The sequence below is a fragment of the Kitasatospora sp. NPDC127111 genome, assembly GCF_042677465.1.
Lineage (GTDB): Bacteria > Actinomycetota > Actinomycetes > Streptomycetales > Streptomycetaceae > Kitasatospora.
Genome location: NZ_JBHXTG010000072.1, coordinates 1 through 16,872, shown reverse-complemented (window position 1 = coordinate 16,872; position 16,872 = coordinate 1). Strand labels below are relative to the sequence as shown.

Genomic DNA, 16,872 nt, shown 5'->3' with positions numbered 1-16,872 from the left:
CCTACGGGGCGGGGGTGACAATCCGGTCCCGCTGTCCGGGCAGCGCGGCCGTTCCCTCCGGGGCCAGGGCGTTCGGAACGGTGCCGTGCCGGGCCGCGTGCGGGCGGTGGGGGCGGTCCCGGTAGCCGTCGAGGAGCAGCCGGTTGCGGTTGAGGCAGAGCCGGTCGATCTCCGGGCGGAACAGGTCGAACAGCGCGAACCGCTCCTTCAGCTCGGGGAAGCGCTCCTGGTGGCGGAGGACCTCGGCCCGCAGCAGGGCCCAGAAGTCCGCCTCGGGCAGTCCGGTCTGCGACTCCAGCAGCGGGGCGAGGTAGCGGAGGACGCCGATGAAGAGGCCGGAGTGGAGGAACTGGCAGAGGCCCTGCGGGTCCTCGCGCAGCAGCACCCCGGCGACCTCGGCGGGCACGTCGCGCAGCTCGGGGAGGTCCTGGTCGCTGAGGTTGACGTCGTCCACGAAGTCCTTGACGGCCAGCCGCACCGGGGTGTCGGCGGCGTCGAAGACCACGATGGCGTTCTCGCCGTGCGGGGAGAAGACCAGGCCGTACCGGTAGAGGAAGTGCAGCAGCGGCGGCAGCACGGCGGCGAACAGCCGGGCGGTCCAGGCGGCGGGGGTGAGCCCGGAGCGGGCGATCAGCTCGGCGGCCAGCGCCCGGCCGTCGGCGCCGGTCTGCAGCAGCGCGGCCAGGGTGCGGCCGCGTTCGCCGGGGTCCAGGGCCGGGCCGAGCGGCTCGCGCCAGATCGCGCCGAGCAGCTCCTTGTACTGGTAGGGGGCCTCGGGGAGCTCGCGGTAGAGCGGGTGGTCGACGGTGACGGAGGCGATCTCGCCGAGCAGGACGACCCGGCACTCGTCCCGCAGGAACGGGTCGGCGTCCCGGAGGCCGTGGATCCAGGCGGTGACGGCGGGCGCGGCGAGCGTGCGTTCGGTCGGCAGGCCGCGCCAGACCAGGGTGTTGAGGATGGCGAGCGGGAGCTTGACCGTGCAGCGGTCGGGGCGGGTCTGGTTGAAGAAGGAGCGGATGGACTGCTGGGGCAGCCGCAGGTCCCCGTCGGAGGGCAGCGGGACGATCTCGCCGGAGGCGATCCAGGGGGCGAACAGCGGCACGACGGTCTCGTCCCACTGCCACGGGTGGACGGGCAGCAGCAGGTAGTCGTCGGCGTCCGGGCCGAGGGCGGCGCGCAGGGCGTCCGGGTCGTCGAGCTCGCGGGCGTAGAGCTGTCCGGGCTCGGCCAGGCCGGGGACGCCGCGGTACTGGGCGAGCCGGCGGTGGACGGCGATCCAGGGCAGCGGGAGCGGGGTGCGCGCCTCCGGGGCCCAGCGGGCGGCGTCGGCGGCGGAGAAGCCGATCCGGCCCTTGTTGGGGACGATCCAGGGGTGGCCGGTCTGCCGGCCCTCCAGCTCGGTGTGGCCGAGGTCGGCCAGTTCGGCGGCGGTGAGCGCGGTGGCGAGCTGGTGGGCGTCGGCGATCAGGGTGGCGGTGAGCTCGCGGACCAGGTGTCCGGTGGTCTCGCCGGTCAGCCCGAGGGCGTGCCGGGCGTACGGGAGGAAGCGCAGCGGGTCGAGGCCGTCCGACCGGGTGCAGTGCACCGAGTCCTCGTCGACCCGCCAGCTTCCGTAGGCGCCGCGGCGGGCGGTGAAGCGGTACTCGGCCTCGGGCAGCGGGAGCAGGTACTCGCCGTCGGCGGCTCCGACCAGCGGGGTGATCAGCTCCTCGTAGGCGAACTCGCCGAGCATCTTGGCCAGCAGCGCGCGGCCGGCCCGCTGCCAGTGCCCGGCGGTGAGCTGCGGGGGCAGGTACAGCGGCGGTTCAGCGGCCGGCGGTTGCGGCACGGGTCAGCTCCTGGGGGCGAGGGACGGCGGTGGCGGCGGTCGAGGGGACGGCGGTCGAGGAGGCGGCGGTCGAGGGGGCGGTGGTCGAGGGGGCGGAGCGGGGCGGGGCGAAGCCGGTCCAGGCGGTGCGGCCGGGCAGCCGGTGGACGGTCCGGCCGGTGACGGCGTTGAGGATCACCGCGGCCCGGTGGGCGCCGAGGCCCAGGTCGGGGGTGCCGACGCCGTGGGTGTGGAGTTCGGCGTTCTGGACGTACAGCCCGCCGGTGAGCCCGGGCCGGGTGGCGACCCGGTGGTCGAGGTCGACCCGGTAGCGGCCGGCGGCGTCCCAGTCGATCAGGTCGGCGAGCGGTTCGAGGGCGGCCGGGCGGGCGGCGCGGTAGCCGGTGGCGAGCACCACGGCGTCGGTGCGCAGCACGTGCTCGGCGCCGGAGTCGGTGTGCCGGCAGCGGAGTTCGAGGCCGCCGCAAGGACCGGGGCGGGCGTCGGTGACGGCGGTGCCGGGGGTGATCTCCACCGGGTCGGCGTCGATCGGGCGGCCGATGGTCCGCTCGTAGAGGTGGTCGTGGATCTCGGCGAGGGTCTCGGCGCTGGCGGCCTTGTGCAGCTGCCACTGGGCCTCGACCAGGGTGTCGCGGACCGGTTCGGGAAGGCTGTGGAAGTACCGGGTGTAGTCGGGGGTGAAGTGCTCCAGGCCGAGTTTGGAGTACTCCATCGGAGCGAGCGCCCTGGTCCGGGTGAGCCAGCGCAGCCGGACGCCGTCGACGGCGTGGCGGCGCAGCAGGTCGAGGAAGACCTCGGCGCCGGACTGCCCGCTGCCGACGACGGTGATGTCGCGGGCGCCGTCGAGGTCGGCGCGGCGGTCCAGGTAGTCGGCGGAGTGGAAGGCCCGCGGGTGGCCGGCCAGGGCGGCGAAGGACTCCGGCAGGACGGGGCGGGTGCCGACGCCGAGCGCGAGGTTGCGGGCGTACACCCGCTCGCGCCGGCCGGTGGCGGTGTCGGTCAGTTCGGCCCGGTAGCGGTCGCCCTCCCAGTGCAGGGCGGTCACCTCGGTGCCGAAGCGGCAGTTGGCGAGCCGCTCGGCGGCCCAGCGGCAGTAGTGGTCGTACTCCCGGCGGGGCAGCTGGAAGCGCTCGGCGAAGTAGAACGGGAAGAGCCGGTCCTGTTCGCGCAGGTAGTTGAGGAAGGACCAGCGGTTGGTCGGGTCGACCAGAGAGACCAGGTCGGCGAGGAAGGGCACCTGCATCCGGGCCCCGTCGACCAGCATCCCGGGGTGCCAGCGGAACTCCGGCCGCTGGTCGCAGAAGAGCGTGCGCAGGCCGGGGACGGACTCGGCGAGCGCGGCGAGCGAGAGGTTGAACGGGCCGATGCCGACGCCGAGCAGGTCGTACGGCGCCGGCCGGGGTGCTGGGGTGTCCATGGGGTGGTGGGTGTCCTAGGCGGGGTTCGGGGTGGGCGGCGGGGCGGCAGGGCGGTGACGCGGCCGCGGATCCGCGGTCACGACGGGTCGCGGATCCGCGGTCACGGATCAGCCGGTCCGGATCAGCGGTCGCGGATCATCAGGGCGGCGCGCTTGTCGGGCAGGTCGAGTTCGGCCGCCGCCCGGAACCCGGCCCGCTCGAAGGCGCGGACCGAGCGCCGGTTGCGGACGTCGGGTTCGGCCACCACCCGCGCGCAGCCCGGCCGTTCGCGCAGGATGCGGTCGGCCAGCGCGGCGAGCAGGGTGGCGCCGAGGCCCCGCCCCCGGCGGTCGGCCGGGCCGAGCAGCAGGTGGACGCCGGTGTCGTGCGGGCGGGCGGGGTAGTGCGCGGCGAGCGGGTCGAGGTCGGCGCGGTAGATCTCCCAGTAGCTCATCGGGGTGCCGTCGAGCAGGCCGAGGCAGGGTTCGCTGTGGCCGTCGCCGTCGAGCTGGGCCCGGACGTGCCGTTCGGTGGCGGCGGGCGGGCCCGCGAGGTCCCAGAAGGCGGCGATCTCCGGGTCGTTCATCCAGCCGGCGAGCAGCTCCAGGTCGGCGGGCAGCCGGACGGGGCGGAGCCGGAACTCGCCGGCGGTGGTGGGCATGGCACCCCAGCCCGCGCCGGGGGCGCCGTCGGCCGGGCCCGCTGCGGAGGTCACGGGCCGGCCACCGGGTTGGGGATGTCGACGTAGACGGACTGGGTGGCGACCGGCCCGACCAGTTCGTCCATGCCGTTGATCCGGGTGAGCAGGTTGGCCTTGCACGGCAGGGTGTCGGCGTCGAGCAGCAGCGCGGGCAGCCCGGAGCCGGTGGCGGTGACCCGGGGGCTGGCGAGGAAGCTTCGCAGCGCGGCGATCAGGACCGGTTCGTCGGCGAGCCGCTGGGAGCCGAGGGCGCCGATCAGGCCGAGGACGTGGTTGATGCCGAGGTAGTAGACGAAGTGGTGGTCGATCACCTCGTCGTCGAGGAAGGTGTCGCTCCGGCTGCCGAGTCCGGGCAGCCGGCCGGTGAGCCGGTCGGCGGCGCTCTGCCGATAGTAGAAGCCCTGGTTGTCGCGGTAGCGCCCGCCGGCCGGCCAGCCGTCGGCGTCGAGCAGGACGAGGCTGTTCTGCTGGTGGGCCTCCAGCGCGATGCCGGCCCGTCCGTCGAGCCAGAGGACGGGGAGCACGACGGCGTCCAGGTAACGGAGGAACCATTCGGCGGTCACCGTGGCCAGCGGGCGGCCGCAGCGGGCGGCGAGGGCGCGCAGGGTGTCGCCGAGCCGGGAGGGCACGGTCTCGCCGGTGCCGAGCGGCTGTTCGGCGACCAGCCCGGCCACGCAGAGGGCGCGGTCGGCCGGCGCGAAGGGCTGGGCGCGCAGCACGGTGTCCAGGCCGCCGGGGTCGCCGAGCGCGGGGTGGTCGACGCCGATCCAGGCGGGGTCGCGGACGACGTCGAAGCCGGGGTGGGCGGCCCGCCACTCGGCGGCGAGGCCGCTCTCCAGCAGCCGGTGCATCTCCAGGCCGCGGTGCAGCTCCTTGCGGAGGTTCTCCCGGCGGGAGTTGGTGATCCGCAGGCCGAGCGAGAGCTTCAGCATCCAGGGGGTGCCCGGCCGGTAGACGGTGCGGACGGAGGAGGTGGGGTACCAGGGCTCGCCGGCCGGGCCGAGGTCGCGCAGCAGGCCGTCGGCGAGCAGCTCGGCGACGGCCGGGCGCAGCGCCAGTTCGCGGGCCTGCCATGGGTGCAGCGGCAGCGCGGCGGTGCCGGGCGGCAGCGCGGCGCGGTCGCCGAGCAGCCCGGCGGTGATCCGGTCGGCGCTCTCGGTCAGCGCGGAGCCGGCCGCGAGGAGTTCGCGGTCGACGGCGTACCAGTGCAGTTGGAAGGAGCCGTGCAGTTCCGGGGAGTAGGCGGCGCTCTGGGCGGGGCCGAGGCCGTCGCGGCTCTTGGGGGTGGGGTGCATCGGGTGGCCGAGCAGCAGGGACTGTTCGGCGGCGAGGAAGTGCGAGCCCTCCGGGCCGCCGGGGGCGGCGGCGGTGCGGCGGTGGGCGAGGATGTCGGCGGTGCGGACGACGGAGTCGGCGACCCGGGCGGCGAGGTCGGCGACCTGGCCGGGGTCGGGGCGGTCGGCGGCCGCGGCGGCCAGCAGCGCGGCGGTGGTGACCGCGTCGACCGGGGCGGCGGCGGTGCCCTCGCCGACCGAGAGGGTGGCCGGGCCGAAGCGGTGCCAGCCGGCCGGGGACCAGTAGCGGACCGGGGCGCAGAGCCGGGCGGCGCCGCCGAGGACGGGGATCCGCAGCCGCTCGTCCGGGCCGGGCGTGGCGCCGGTCTCCCGGGCCCAGCAGCGCAACAGGCCTTCCAGGGTGGCCTGTTCGGCGGCGACGGCCGGGTCCGGGTGCAGCAGCGGGTCGGCCCCGGCCGGGTCCCGGTGCAGCAGCGGGTCGGCCCCGGCCGGGGCGGTGCCGACGGCCGCCGCCGTGGCGGTGACCGCGGCAGCGGTGGCCGCGGCAACGGCGGCCGCCTCCACGGCAGTGGCGGGGGCGGCAACGGGGGCCGCCGCCGGGCGGTCCGGGTCCGCGCAGGGGGCCGGGGCGTCGGGCGGGGCTCCGGTGAGGGCGGTGCTCAAGGCTGCTCCTAGGGGCGCGTGGGTGCGGACGCGCGCGGGTCCGGCGGGCGCTCGCACCGTCGCGTCAGGTAAGGGTTACCTATCCCGGACGGGTGATCACAAGGACGACTCACTCGTACGGGTGAAGCGCGGTGATTGTTCACCCCTGAGGTGGGAGGGGGTGCCGCGACAACCGGACAACCGGGAGTTCGTCACAGATCGGTGACCTCGGGTCAGGTCCGCAACCCGGGGGCCGCCCGGTACCGTCCTGGTGGCCAGTGGGAGACTCCAGGGCGGCGAGCCACCGCCGGACAGGACTATCAGGGGGAAGCGAACACCATGCCATCGATCCACCGGTCAGCCGTGGCCGCGGTCCTTGCCGCCGGCACCCTGTTCGCCGTGGCCGCCTGCGGCCCGGACGGTCCCGCCGGCGGCGGGGGCACCGCCGCACCGCCGCCGGCCTCGGCGAGCGCCACCGCCACGGCCGCCGCGGGGGGCGGCGGCGTGATCGGCGGCCTCACCCTGCCCTCGGGCATCCCGACCAGCCTGCTGGAGGGCCTGCCGAAGAGCTGGGAGGACCTGAAGAAGTGGAGTTTCGACGACTGGGACAAGTGGGCGTCCAAGCACGTCTTCAACAACCCGGTCGTCAAGGACTTCTGGAACCCGGACAAGATGGGCGACTCCAAGCCCGCCGACCCGGCGCCGCCCACCGCCAAGCCGGCCGGCGACGCCGGGGTCACGGACCCCGAGCCACCGGCGGTCAAGGCGACGCCGGTGGCCCGCCCGTACACCAAGCAGCCCTCCGGGAAGATCTTCTTCAGCGCCGAGGGCGGCCGGGGCAACTGCTCGGCCACCGTGATCGCCGACCCGGCGCACCCCGGCAAGAGCAACCTGGTCTGGACGGCCGGTCACTGCGTCCACCCGGGCAAGGGCGGCAACTTCTACAAGGACCTGGTCTTCGTCCCGGCCTACAACAACTCCGGTGCCTCCAGCGGCGGCAAGAAGGCTCCGCTGTCCGAGCTCGCCCCGCTCGGCACCTGGTGGGCCAAGGACGTGGTGACCTCGCCGCAGTGGACGGTCGAGGGTGGTGGCACCGGTGACGCCGCCAGCCAGTACGACTTCGCCGTCATGCGGGTGCAGAACCAGAACGACACCGGCAAGTCGCTGGAGGAGACGGTCGGTGCGGCCGTCCCGGTCTGGTTCGACGCCCCGCGCGACCAGCTCAGCATCTCCGCCGTCGGCTACCCGCTCTACAAGCCCTTCGACGGCCAGGAGCTGTACAAGTGCGACGGCGGCAAGCCGGCGCGGCTCTCCTTCGACCCGAAGCGGCCGTCGATGCACACCATCGGCTGCACCATGACCCAGGGCTCCAGCGGCGGCGGCTGGTTCGCGCCGATGCCGGACGGGAAGCTCGCCCTGGTCAGCAACACCTCGATCGGCACGCAGGACCACACCTCGCTGAGCGGCCCGTACCTGGAGACGGTCGCCAAGCAGGCCCTGGACTACATCTCCCGCAAGCAGAAGTAGCCGCCCGACGCGCCACCGACCCACGGGGACCGATCACCATGCCACTGACCACCACGCCGGGAGCCCGCCGCCGCGCCGCGACGGCCGGCGCCGCCGTGCTCGCCGCGCTCGCCCTCACCGCGACCGCCTGCGGGCCGGACAACGAGAAGAGCGACGAGGCCGCGGGCGCCCCGTCCGCGACCGCCGCCGCCACCACCGCCGCCACCGGCAAGCCGGGCGCCGGGCTGCCCACCAGCCTGCAGGACCTGGCCAACTGGAAGCTCGACGACTGGGCGCGGTTCCTCAAGGACAACGCCTTCGTCAACGAGGTCGCCCAGGACTTCTGGTCGATCGCCAAGATGGAGGACGCCAAGGGCCGGGCCACCCCGGAGTACTCGGCCAAGTCGGCCGGCAGCTCGGTCGAACGGGACGAGCCGCCGGCCGCCATCCCCGCCAAGCCGCAGCAGCACCCGTACAGCCCGGCGACGGCCGTGGTCGGCAAGATCTTCATGACCGCGCCCGAGGGCGACTCGATGTGCTCGGGCACGGTGGTCTCGGACCCGGCCAACCCGGGCCGCAGCAACCTCGTCTACACCGCCGCGCACTGCCTGCACGACGGCAAGGGCGGCACCTGGCTGAAGAACATCGTCTTCGTCCCCGGCTACAACCGGGACGGCCAGGCCAGCCGGGGCAAGAAGTACACCGAGCAGCAGGTCTCGCCGTACGGGCGGTGGACGGCGGTGAACGCGCTGGTCTCGCCGACCTGGGTGAAGGAGAGCGGCGTCGGCCCCAACTCCCAGTACGACTACGGGATCATCCGGGTCCGCAACGAGAACGGCTCCGGCAAGTCGCTGGAGGAGGCGGTCGGCAGCTCGATCCCGATCTGGTTCAACGCCCCGCGCGAGCAGATCACCTCGGCGTTCTCCTACGGCTACCCCGCCGAGCGGCCGTTCGACGGCATGGAGCTCAACCACTGCGACTCCGCTATCCGGCCGGCCAAGCTCTCCTTCGACCCGGCCCGCCCGCCGATGTACGTGATCGGCTGCACCATGACCGGCGGCTCCAGCGGCGGTGGCTGGTTCATCACCAAGGACGGCAAGCCGAACCTGATCAGCGTCAACTCGATCGGCAACCGCAACCCGTCCGAGTACATGGCCGGCCCCTCGCTCCAGGAGCAGGCGAAGCAGGCGTTCGAGTACTTCTCGAAGAACGCGAAGTAGCCCGGCGGCCCCGCGGTCCCGACGACCGGCGAGCGCAGCCGGCAACCGGAAAGCAGCAACGCCGACGGCCCCGGTCTCCGTGCGGAGACCGGGGCCGTCGGCGCGTGCGAGGGCTCAGCCCTGCGCGCTCAGCCCTCGCGCGCTCAGCCCTGCGCGGTGGTCAGCTCGACCGCGAAGTGCTCCAGCTCGGCGGCCAGCTCGGCCGGCACCTTGGCGTGCAGCAGGGTGCCCTCGGCGGTGTGCTCGGTGGAGAGCAGCTCCCCCTCGGCGTGCACCCGGGAGACCAGGCCGCCCTGGGTGTACGGGACGAGCGCCTGCACCTCGACCGCCGGACGCGGCAGCTCGTCGTCGATGAGCTTCAGCAGCTCCTCGATGCCCTGACCGCTGCGGGCCGACACCACGATGGCGTGCGGCTCGCGGCGCAGCAGGCGCTGCAGCACGTGCGGGTCGGCCGCGTCGGCCTTGTTGATCACCACGATCTCCGGCACGTTCTGCGCGTCGACCGAGACGATGACCTCGCGGACGGCGGCCAGCTGCGTCTCCGGCTCGGGGTGCGAGCCGTCCACCACGTGCAGGATGAGGTCCGCGTCGGCGACCTCCTCCATGGTCGACCGGAAGGCCTCGACCAGGTGGTGCGGCAGGTGCCGGACGAAGCCGACGGTGTCGGCCAGCGTGTAGAGCCGGCCGCTCGGCGTCTGCGCCCGGCGCACGGTCGGGTCCAGGGTGGCGAACAGCGCGTTCTCCACCAGGACGCCGGCCCCGGTGAGCCGGTTGAGCAGGGAGGACTTGCCGGCGTTGGTGTAGCCGGCGATGGCCACGGACGGCACCTGGTGGCGCTTGCGCTCCTGGCGCTTGGTGTCGCGGCCCTTCTTCATCTCGGCGATCTCCTTGCGGAGCTTCGCCATCTTCTCGCGGATCCGGCGCCGGTCGGTCTCGATCTTGGTCTCACCGGGACCACGGGTGGCCATGCCGCCGCCGGACGAGCCGGAGCCACCACCACCCATCTGCCGGGAGAGCGACTGGCCCCAGCCACGCAGCCGCGGCAGCATGTACTGCATCTGCGCCAGCGAGACCTGCGCCTTGCCCTCGCGGGACTTGGCGTGCTGGGCGAAGATGTCCAGGATCAGGGCCGTCCGGTCGACGACCTTGACCTTGACCACGTCCTCCAGGTGGATCAGCTGGCCAGGGGTGAGCTCACCGTCGCAGACGACGGTGTCGGCGCCGGTGGCCGCGACGATGTCCCGCAGCTCCTTCGCCTTGCCGGAGCCGATGTAGGTGGCCGCGTCGGGCTTGTCACGGCGCTGGATGACGCCGTCCAGCACCTGGGAACCGGCGGTCTCGGCGAGGGCGGCGAGCTCGGCCATCGAGTTCTCCGCCTCCTCCAGGGTGCCGTCGGTCCAGACGCCGACGAGCACCACGCGCTCCAGGCGGAGCTGGCGGTACTCGACCTCGGTGACGTCTTCGAGTTCGGTGGAGAGGCCGGCGACACGCCGCAGGGCGGCTCGCTCGCTGCGGTCGTACTGGTCGCCGTCGTAGTGCTGGCCGAGGTCCTCGTCGATGGCCGCGAGGTCCTCGTCCATGAGGGCTTCCGCCCGCAGACCGTCGAGGCGGCGCGGGGCGTCGGCGTGGTCGCGGGTGTCGAACGTGGAGGTCATTCTGTCCTTTGGCTGCTGGAGTGGAAGGCCTGTCAGCGTGACCGTACCCGACGGTCACGCACGGGAGTCTGCCCAGCTGCCGCCCCGTCTACCGCTCGGGCGAGGTGTGAGCTACCCCTCGGGACCGCGGGCCCGCACGGGCAGGTTTTCCCGATGCCCGGTGAACGCCGCGGAACGGCCGTGAATTCCCCATGATGGTCGCACGCCCGGTGCGGGCGGGTCATCCCCATTTCCCGCGGCCGCCGCCGGTTCGGCGTCCCCGGCGGGCGTGCGCGGGGCGCCGCCGCCCTCCGGGGCGTGCGGGCGGTTCACGTCGTACACCCCGGAGACCCGCAGCATCGCCCGCATCACCGCGGCCAGGGCGGCCGGCTCGGGCAGTTCGACGGTGTAGGTGTGCCGCACCCGCAGCTCCTGCGGCGGCTCGACCTCGGCCGAGACGATCCCGACGCCCTCCCCGGAGATCGCCGCGGTGAGGTCGGCCAGCAGCCGGGGCCGGTTGAGCGCCTCGGCCCGCAGCGTGGCCCGGTACCCGGCCGGCGGTGCGCCGTCCGGCTGCCAGTGGATCTCCAGCACGCCGCGCCCGTCCGCCCGCATCCGCTCCCCCGCCGGGCAGCCGGTGCGGTGCACGGCGACCGCGCCGCCGCGGATCGCGAAGCCGCTGACCTCGTCCGGCGGCACCGGGGTGCAGCAGCGCGCCAGCCGGACCGGCGCTCCGGGCCGGCCGGCCACCGCCACCGGGGCGGCGCCGCGCTCGGCGGCCCGGTGCGCGGGCGGGGCCGGCTGGCCGGCCGAGGGGCCGGTGCGCACCACCGGCAGCCGCGCCGGGTGGTCGGCCAGCCACCGTTCGATGGCCAGCCGGGCGGCCGGGGTCCGGGCGTGGGCCAGCCACTCGGGGGCCGGGCCGGAGGGGCGGGCCGCCGGGTCGCCCTGCTCGGTGAGGATGGCCAGCCGGTCGCCGTCCTGGAGGACGGTCGACAGGGCGGTGAGCCGGCCGTTGACCCGGGCCCCGATGCACCGGTGGCCGGTCTCCTCGCCGAGCAGGTAGGCGGCGTCCACGCAGCTGGCGCCGGCCCGCAGCTGAAGCGTTTCGCCGCCCTCGGTGACGACGGTGATCTCGCGGTCCCCGGCCAGGTCGGCGGTGAGCGCGGACCAGAAGGCGTCCGGGTCGGGGGTCTCCTGCTGCCACTCCAGCAGCCGGCTGAGCCAGCCCGGGCGGGCCGGGTCGGTCCGGTCCAGCTCGTCCCCGGTCTGGTCGGCGCCGCTCGCGCCGGGCTGCCGGGGGTCGCCGAGGGCGACCACCCCGGTCTCCGCGACCTGGTGCATCCGCCGGGTGCGGACCAGCACCTCGACCACCTCGCCGGCGGCCAGCGCCACCGCGGTGTGCAGCGACTGGTACAGGTTGAACTTGGGGGCGGCCACGAAGTCCTTGAACTCGCCGGGCAGCGGCGTCCAACAGGTGTGCAGCTCGCCGAGGACGGCGTAGCAGTCGGCGTTCTCCTCGACCACCACCAGCAGCCGCCCGAAGTCGGCGGGCTGCGGACGCTGCGGCCGGCCGTCCCGCCCGGGCGCGGCCGCCCGCTTGAGCAGCACCCGGTGCAGCGAGACGCAGTGCCGGGGGCGGACGGTGACCTCGGCGGCCACCCCGGCCTCGGTGAGCTGGCGGGCCAGCGTCCGGGCGAACGACTGGAGCAGGGCGTCCGGTTCGGCCTCGTGGCCGGCCAGCAGCGCGCGCGTCCGGGCGTGCTCCTCCGGGTGCAGGGTGGCGAAGACGATGTCCTCCAGCTCCGCCTTGAGCACCTGGATGCCGAGCCGCTCGGCCAGCGGGATCAGGACGTCCCGGGTGACCTTGGCGATCCGCACCTGGCTGGCCGGCTTCATGTGCCGGATGGTCCGCATGTTGTGCAGCCGGTCGGCGAGCTTGATCACCATCACCCGGACGTCGTCGCCGGTCGCGACCAGCATCTTGCGGAAGGTCTCGGCCTCGGCGGCCGCGCCGAAGTCGACCTTCTCCAGCTTCGTCACCCCGTCGACCAGGTAGGCGACTTCGGGACCGAACCCCTCGGCCACCTGGGCCAGCGTCAGGTCGGTGTCCTCGACGGTGTCGTGGAGCAGCGAGGCGACCAAGGTGGTCGTCCCGGCGCCGAGTTGGGCCAGGATCATGGTGACGGCCAGCGGGTGCGTGATGTACGGCTCGCCGCTCTTGCGCTTCTGCCCGCGGTGGCTGGCCTCGGCGAGCCGGTAGGCCCGGGCGAGGAGGGCGAGATCGGCCTGCGGGTGGTGCTCGCGGTGGACGCGGACGAGCGGTTCCAGCGCGTCCGGCACCGGCGTGCGGCCGGTGGCCAGTAACGCGGCCCGCCCGGCCCGGCCGAGCGCGACGCGGCCGAGCCCTCCCAGGGGCCGCCTGGCCCCGGCCTGCCGTGCGGACGTCGGCTGCCCCGCCAGGGGCTGCCCGGCTTCGATGGTCATCAACACCTCCGGCGGCGGTCACCGGTTGCTGCCCCTGCCGAGGGGCGATCGACCCGGTGGTCCATGCTACCGAGCAGAGCACGTTCCGCGACGCCCTGCTTCCCATCCGTCAGCCGGATCACCCGAACGGGGGGATTCGTCGCCGTACGAAATGGGCAAACCGCCCGCGGCTGCCGGCCGCGGGCGGTCATCGCGCCTCGGTCATCGGCCCCGAGCGCCGGTCATCGGTCGCCGAGCGCCGGTCATGGAGTGCCGGTCACCGGTCATCGGTCACCGGGCGCCGAGTGCCCGTCAGCCCCCGCGGCCGTCAGCCCTGGAACGCGGCCAGCCAGCGCCGGTCGAGCTCGCCGCGGGCCACGATCACCGCCGGCCCGGTCTTCTCCACCCGTCCGTCCGGGTGCTCGGTGATCGTCAGCCGGCCACCCGGCACGTCAACGGTGTGGGTGACGGGCTCGCCGGTGACCGCCGGGTCGACGCCGTCCCGGCGGGCGGTGGCGACGGCGACGGCGCAGGCGCCGGTGCCGCAGGAGCGGGTCTCGCCGGAGCCGCGCTCGTGCACCCGCATCGCGACGTGCCGCGGCCCGCGGTCCACCACGAACTCGACGTTGACGCCCTCGGGGTAGGCGGTCGCGGGGCTGGTCAGCGGCGCCTTCAGCAGGTCGCCGGCGTCGTCCAGGCTCTCGACGAAGGCGACCGCGTGCGGGTTGCCCATGTTGACGTTGCGGGCCGGCCAGTGCCGCTCGCCGACGGTCACCTCGATCCCGTCCGGGCCGGGCAGCAGCGCGCGGCCCATGTCCACGGTGACCTCGCCGGGCGTGCCGTCCTCGGCGTCCTCGGCGATCCACACCGTCCGCACCCCGGCCCGGGTGGCGACCGCCAGCTCGCCCGGCTTCGCCAGCCCGGCCTCGACGAGGTACCGGGCGAAGACCCGGACGCCGTTGCCGCACATCTCGCCGATCGAGCCGTCGGAGTTGCGGTAGTCCATGAACCACTCGGCCCGGTCGGCCTGGTCGGCCGAGGCCGGGTCGGCGGCCGAGCGCACCACCCGCAGCACCCCGTCGCCGCCGATGCCGGCCCGGCGGTCGCACAGCGCGGCGACGGCCTCGGGGCCGATGGTCAGCCGGCCGTCCGGGTCGGGCACGATGACGAAGTCGTTCTGGGTGCCGTGGCCCTTGAGGAAGGGGATGCCGGCGGGCTGCCGGGAGAAGTCGCTCACCCTCCCGATGGTACTGAGCCGGCGTCCGGGGCGACCGGGCGGACCACCTGGCGGACGGGGTCAGCGCAGGTGGACGACCCGCCAGAGGGCCAGCGCGCAGGCGGCCAGCACGATCAGGGTGTAGATCACGATCGCCTTCCACCCGGCCCGCTGGCCGGAGCCCCGGCGCGGCAGGCCCGGCCACTTGTACCCGGCGTGCCGGGCGGCCATCGCGCCCCAGCCGACCGAGGCCGCGGTGAGCAGCAGCCCGAGCATCCCGACCATCGCCGAGCCGGCGCCGGCCGAGCCGAAGGCGAGCGGGAAGGCGAACATCAGCGAACCGGCTGTGGCGAGCAGCGCGATCGGCAGCGTCTGCCACCACCGCAGCCGGCGGCGCGGGCGGATCTCCCGCTCGTGCACCGCGCCGGCGGGGGCGCGGGTGTCCAGCGCGGGCAGCGCGACCGCGTACGAGGTGGGGGCGTCGAGGCCGGGCAGCACGGGCAGGTCGGGCAGGGCCGACGCGTCGAGGTCGTCGGCCTGCGCCGTGGCGCTGCCGCTCATCGGCATGGCGCTCTGGCCGGTTTCGGGGCCGGTACCCGTCGACACGCGGCCTCCCCTGACAGTTCGACACGAGTGCGGACTCGCGGCCGGGCACGGTCGGCCCGCACGGGCCGACCCTTATGACCTCGATGATGGCATGTCCAGGGGGGCGTTCCGGGCCTGACCGGCGTCATCGGGTGATCCGTGGCCATCACGTGATCGGGCCGTGACCGCCGGTTCGTCCTGCACGGCCGGCTGCGCGCGCAGGTGCACCGCCGGATTGGCCGGATCGCGCCTACGGAGTGGCGGTTCCCTGACGTTCGATCAGCTCCAGCGAGCGGGCGAGCAGCTCGGCGGGGTCGGCGCCGGCCGGGCGGGAGAGCCAGTGGATCCGGTCGTCCCGGCGGAACCAGGACTCCTGGCGCCGGGCGAACCGCTTGGTCGCCCGGACGGTTTCGGCCCGGGCCTCGTCCTCGGTGCACTCGCCGGCGAAGTGGTCCAGCACCTGCTGGTAGCCGAGCGCCCGGGAGGCGGTCCTGCCCTCCCGCAGGCCGGCCTGCTCCAGCTCCCGCACCTCGTCGAGCAGTCCGGCCTCCCACATCCGGTCGACCCGCAGCGTGATCCGCTCGTCCAGTTCGGGACGCGGGACGGCGACGCCGATCTGCACCGCGTCGTAGACCGCGGTGTTGCTCGGCAGGTTGGCGGTGAACGGCTGCCCGGTGATCTCGATGACCTCCAGCGCCCGGACGATCCGCCGGCCGTTGCTGGTCAGGATCGCCGCGGCGGCGGCCGGGTCCAGCTCCGCCAGCCGCCGGTGCAGCGCGTACGGGCCCGCCTGGTCGAGCTCGGCCTCCAGCCGGGCCCGGACCTCCGGGTCGGTGCCGGGGAACTCCATCTCGTCGATCGCCGCCCGCACGTACAGCCCGGAGCCGCCCACCAGGACGGGGGTGCGGCCGGCCGCGAGCAGCCGGTCCATCTCGGCCCGGGCGAGCCGCTGGTACTCGGCGACGCTGGCGGCCTCCGTGACGTCCCAGATGTCCAGCAGGTGGTGCGGGACGCCGCCGCGCTCGGCCGGGGTGAGCTTGGCGGTGCCGATGTCCATGCCGCGGTAGAGCTGCATCGAGTCGGTGTTGATCACCTCGCCGCCGAGGCTGCGGGCGATGGCCACGGCCAGGTCGGACTTGCCGGCGGCGGTGGCGCCGACGACGGAGACGACACGGGGGGTACGGGAGGTGCTCACCGAACAAGTCTCCCAAACCCGCCGCCACGCGGGTGACCTGTCCCCCCGCCCCCGGGCGGACGGGCCACGATGGACCGGTGAGGGCCGTTGCGAACGGTTCGAGCGCAACGGTCGTTGACCGAGAGGAGAGGAAGAAGGTGAGGACGTCATGGGCCTGATGGACAACCTCAAGGGCAAGGCCGAGGAGCTCAAGGAGAAGGCCAGCGAGCTGGCCGGCAAGCACAACGAGCAGATCGACCACGTCGTGGACAAGGCCGGCAACGCGATCGACAAGGCGACCAAGGGCAAGTACAGCGAGAAGATCGAGCACGGCACCAGCAAGGCCAAGCACGCCGTGGACGACTTCGCCCACAAGCCCGGGCAGCCCGAGCAGCCCGAGCAGCCCGGGGCCGACCGGAGCCCCGGCGGGCCGCCGGCCTGACCGCCCGGGCCGGGGTGCTCAGCTCCAGGACGCCACGAAGTACCCGACGCCGTACGGGGCGTCCTGGTAGCCGAGTCGCGCGGTGAGGCCCGCGCCCTCCGCGGCACCGGCCAGCACCTGCCAGGGGGCGCGGCCCTCGGCCTTCAGCTCGGCGGCCAGGCCCCGGTCCAGGGCGGCCAGCGCCGCCAGGTCCGCCGAGCCCAGCGCGTCGGCGAGCGCCGCGTCGAAGCCCTCGGCCCGCTCGTCCAGGTAGCCGGGTGCCTTCAGCGAGCGGCAGGCGCTGCCGTCGCCCATCACCAGCAGCCCGACCTTGTCGGCCAGCCCGGCCAGCCCCTGGCCCAGGCCCAGCATCCGGTCGGCGGGCGCGTCGGCGGGCACCGAGCAGGCGTGCGTCGGCAGGGTCGCCCCGGCCCGCTCCAGCAGCCAGGCGCCGACGGTGAGCGAGGGCGCCAGCTCCGGGCCCTCGACCCGGCCGGCCGGCAGCTTGACCACCAGCGGCACCCCGTAGCGGTGGAAGGAGCCGGCTCCGCCCTCGGTCCACACCTCGGCCTCCGGCCCCGTCCCGACCACCACGAGCAGCTCCGGCCCGGCCGCCAGCAGCGCGGCCAGCGCCTCGTCGCAGGCCGCGCGCAGCGGCTCCAGCTCGGCGGCCGCACCGGCGGCGACCTCCGGGACGAGCAGCGGCGGACAGGGGCAGACGGCGGCGGCAACCAGCATGTGGATCACTCTAGCCAAGAACGACGGCGGCCCGGCGGGACGTGGAGTCC

The 16,872-nt window shown here is 74.7% G+C and carries 13 protein-coding genes; 3 read left to right on the top strand and 10 right to left on the bottom strand.

All coding sequences use genetic code 11. The annotated features are described in order from the left end of the window. Position 1: 1 nt before the first annotated feature. The 4 genes from ACFVHB_RS32130 to ACFVHB_RS32115 all read right to left on the bottom strand — a co-directional run bounded on the left by ACFVHB_RS32130 (position 2) and on the right by ACFVHB_RS32115 (position 5,883). On the bottom strand, positions 2-1,828 hold the full coding sequence (locus ACFVHB_RS32130; RefSeq protein ID WP_380329246.1) for an IucA/IucC family protein: 1,827 nt from the start codon (positions 1,826-1,828) through the stop codon (positions 2-4). Further along, entirely contained in the window at positions 1,806-3,245 is a 1,440-nt protein-coding gene (locus ACFVHB_RS32125) for a lysine N(6)-hydroxylase/L-ornithine N(5)-oxygenase family protein (protein ID WP_380329244.1), read from the bottom strand. Before ACFVHB_RS32125 ends, ACFVHB_RS32130 begins: the two co-directional genes overlap by 23 nt. Positions 3,246-3,367: 122 nt before the next feature. Then, on the bottom strand, positions 3,368-3,940 hold the full coding sequence (locus ACFVHB_RS32120) for a GNAT family N-acetyltransferase (protein ID WP_380329242.1): 573 nt from the start codon (positions 3,938-3,940) through the stop codon (positions 3,368-3,370). Next, a complete protein-coding gene (locus ACFVHB_RS32115) occupies positions 3,937-5,883 on the bottom strand; it encodes an IucA/IucC family protein (protein ID WP_380329240.1) in 1,947 nt (648 codons plus the stop codon). The genes ACFVHB_RS32120 and ACFVHB_RS32115 overlap by 4 nt, the downstream gene beginning before the upstream one ends. A 342-nt stretch (positions 5,884-6,225) precedes the next feature. Between ACFVHB_RS32115 and ACFVHB_RS32110 the strand changes: the two genes are divergently transcribed. Both ACFVHB_RS32110 and ACFVHB_RS32105 read left to right on the top strand, forming a co-directional pair. Continuing rightward, positions 6,226-7,389 (top strand): hypothetical protein, encoded by a 1,164-nt coding sequence (locus ACFVHB_RS32110; protein ID WP_380329238.1) that lies wholly within the window; start codon positions 6,226-6,228, stop codon positions 7,387-7,389. 38 nt (positions 7,390-7,427) lie between these two features. Next, positions 7,428-8,588, top strand: coding sequence for a trypsin-like serine peptidase (locus tag ACFVHB_RS32105; protein ID WP_380329236.1), 1,161 nt, complete (start codon positions 7,428-7,430; stop codon positions 8,586-8,588). Between the two features lie 143 nt (positions 8,589-8,731). Here the strand turns inward: ACFVHB_RS32105 and hflX are convergent, their stop codons facing one another. The 5 genes from hflX to miaA all read right to left on the bottom strand — a co-directional run bounded on the left by hflX (position 8,732) and on the right by miaA (position 15,684). Next, a complete protein-coding gene (gene hflX, locus ACFVHB_RS32100) occupies positions 8,732-10,243 on the bottom strand; it encodes a GTPase HflX (RefSeq protein ID WP_380329234.1) in 1,512 nt (503 codons plus the stop codon). A 111-nt stretch (positions 10,244-10,354) separates the two neighbouring features. Next, on the bottom strand, positions 10,355-12,709 hold the full coding sequence (locus tag ACFVHB_RS32095; protein WP_380329232.1) for a RelA/SpoT family protein: 2,355 nt from the start codon (positions 12,707-12,709) through the stop codon (positions 10,355-10,357). Between the two features lie 307 nt (positions 12,710-13,016). Beyond that, entirely contained in the window at positions 13,017-13,925 is a 909-nt protein-coding gene (gene dapF, locus ACFVHB_RS32090; protein ID WP_380329230.1) for a diaminopimelate epimerase, read from the bottom strand. A 60-nt stretch (positions 13,926-13,985) separates the two neighbouring features. Further along, positions 13,986-14,510, bottom strand: a complete 525-nt coding sequence (locus tag ACFVHB_RS32085) for a hypothetical protein (RefSeq protein ID WP_380329228.1) — start codon at positions 14,508-14,510, stop codon at positions 13,986-13,988. Between the two features lie 229 nt (positions 14,511-14,739). Then, positions 14,740-15,684, bottom strand: a complete 945-nt coding sequence (gene miaA, locus ACFVHB_RS32080) for a tRNA (adenosine(37)-N6)-dimethylallyltransferase MiaA (RefSeq protein ID WP_380329226.1) — start codon at positions 15,682-15,684, stop codon at positions 14,740-14,742. A gap of 148 nt (positions 15,685-15,832) precedes the next feature. Here miaA and ACFVHB_RS32075 point away from each other — a divergent pair, with 148 nt between their 5' ends. Then, positions 15,833-16,105, top strand: a complete 273-nt coding sequence (locus ACFVHB_RS32075) for an antitoxin (protein ID WP_380329224.1) — start codon at positions 15,833-15,835, stop codon at positions 16,103-16,105. Between the two features lie 18 nt (positions 16,106-16,123). Here ACFVHB_RS32075 and ACFVHB_RS32070 read toward each other — a convergent pair whose 3' ends face one another. Further along, positions 16,124-16,822 carry a hypothetical protein gene (locus ACFVHB_RS32070; protein ID WP_380329222.1) on the bottom strand — a complete coding sequence of 233 codons (699 nt, stop codon included), beginning with the start codon at positions 16,820-16,822 and terminating at the stop codon, positions 16,124-16,126. Positions 16,823-16,872: the final 50 nt, after the last annotated feature.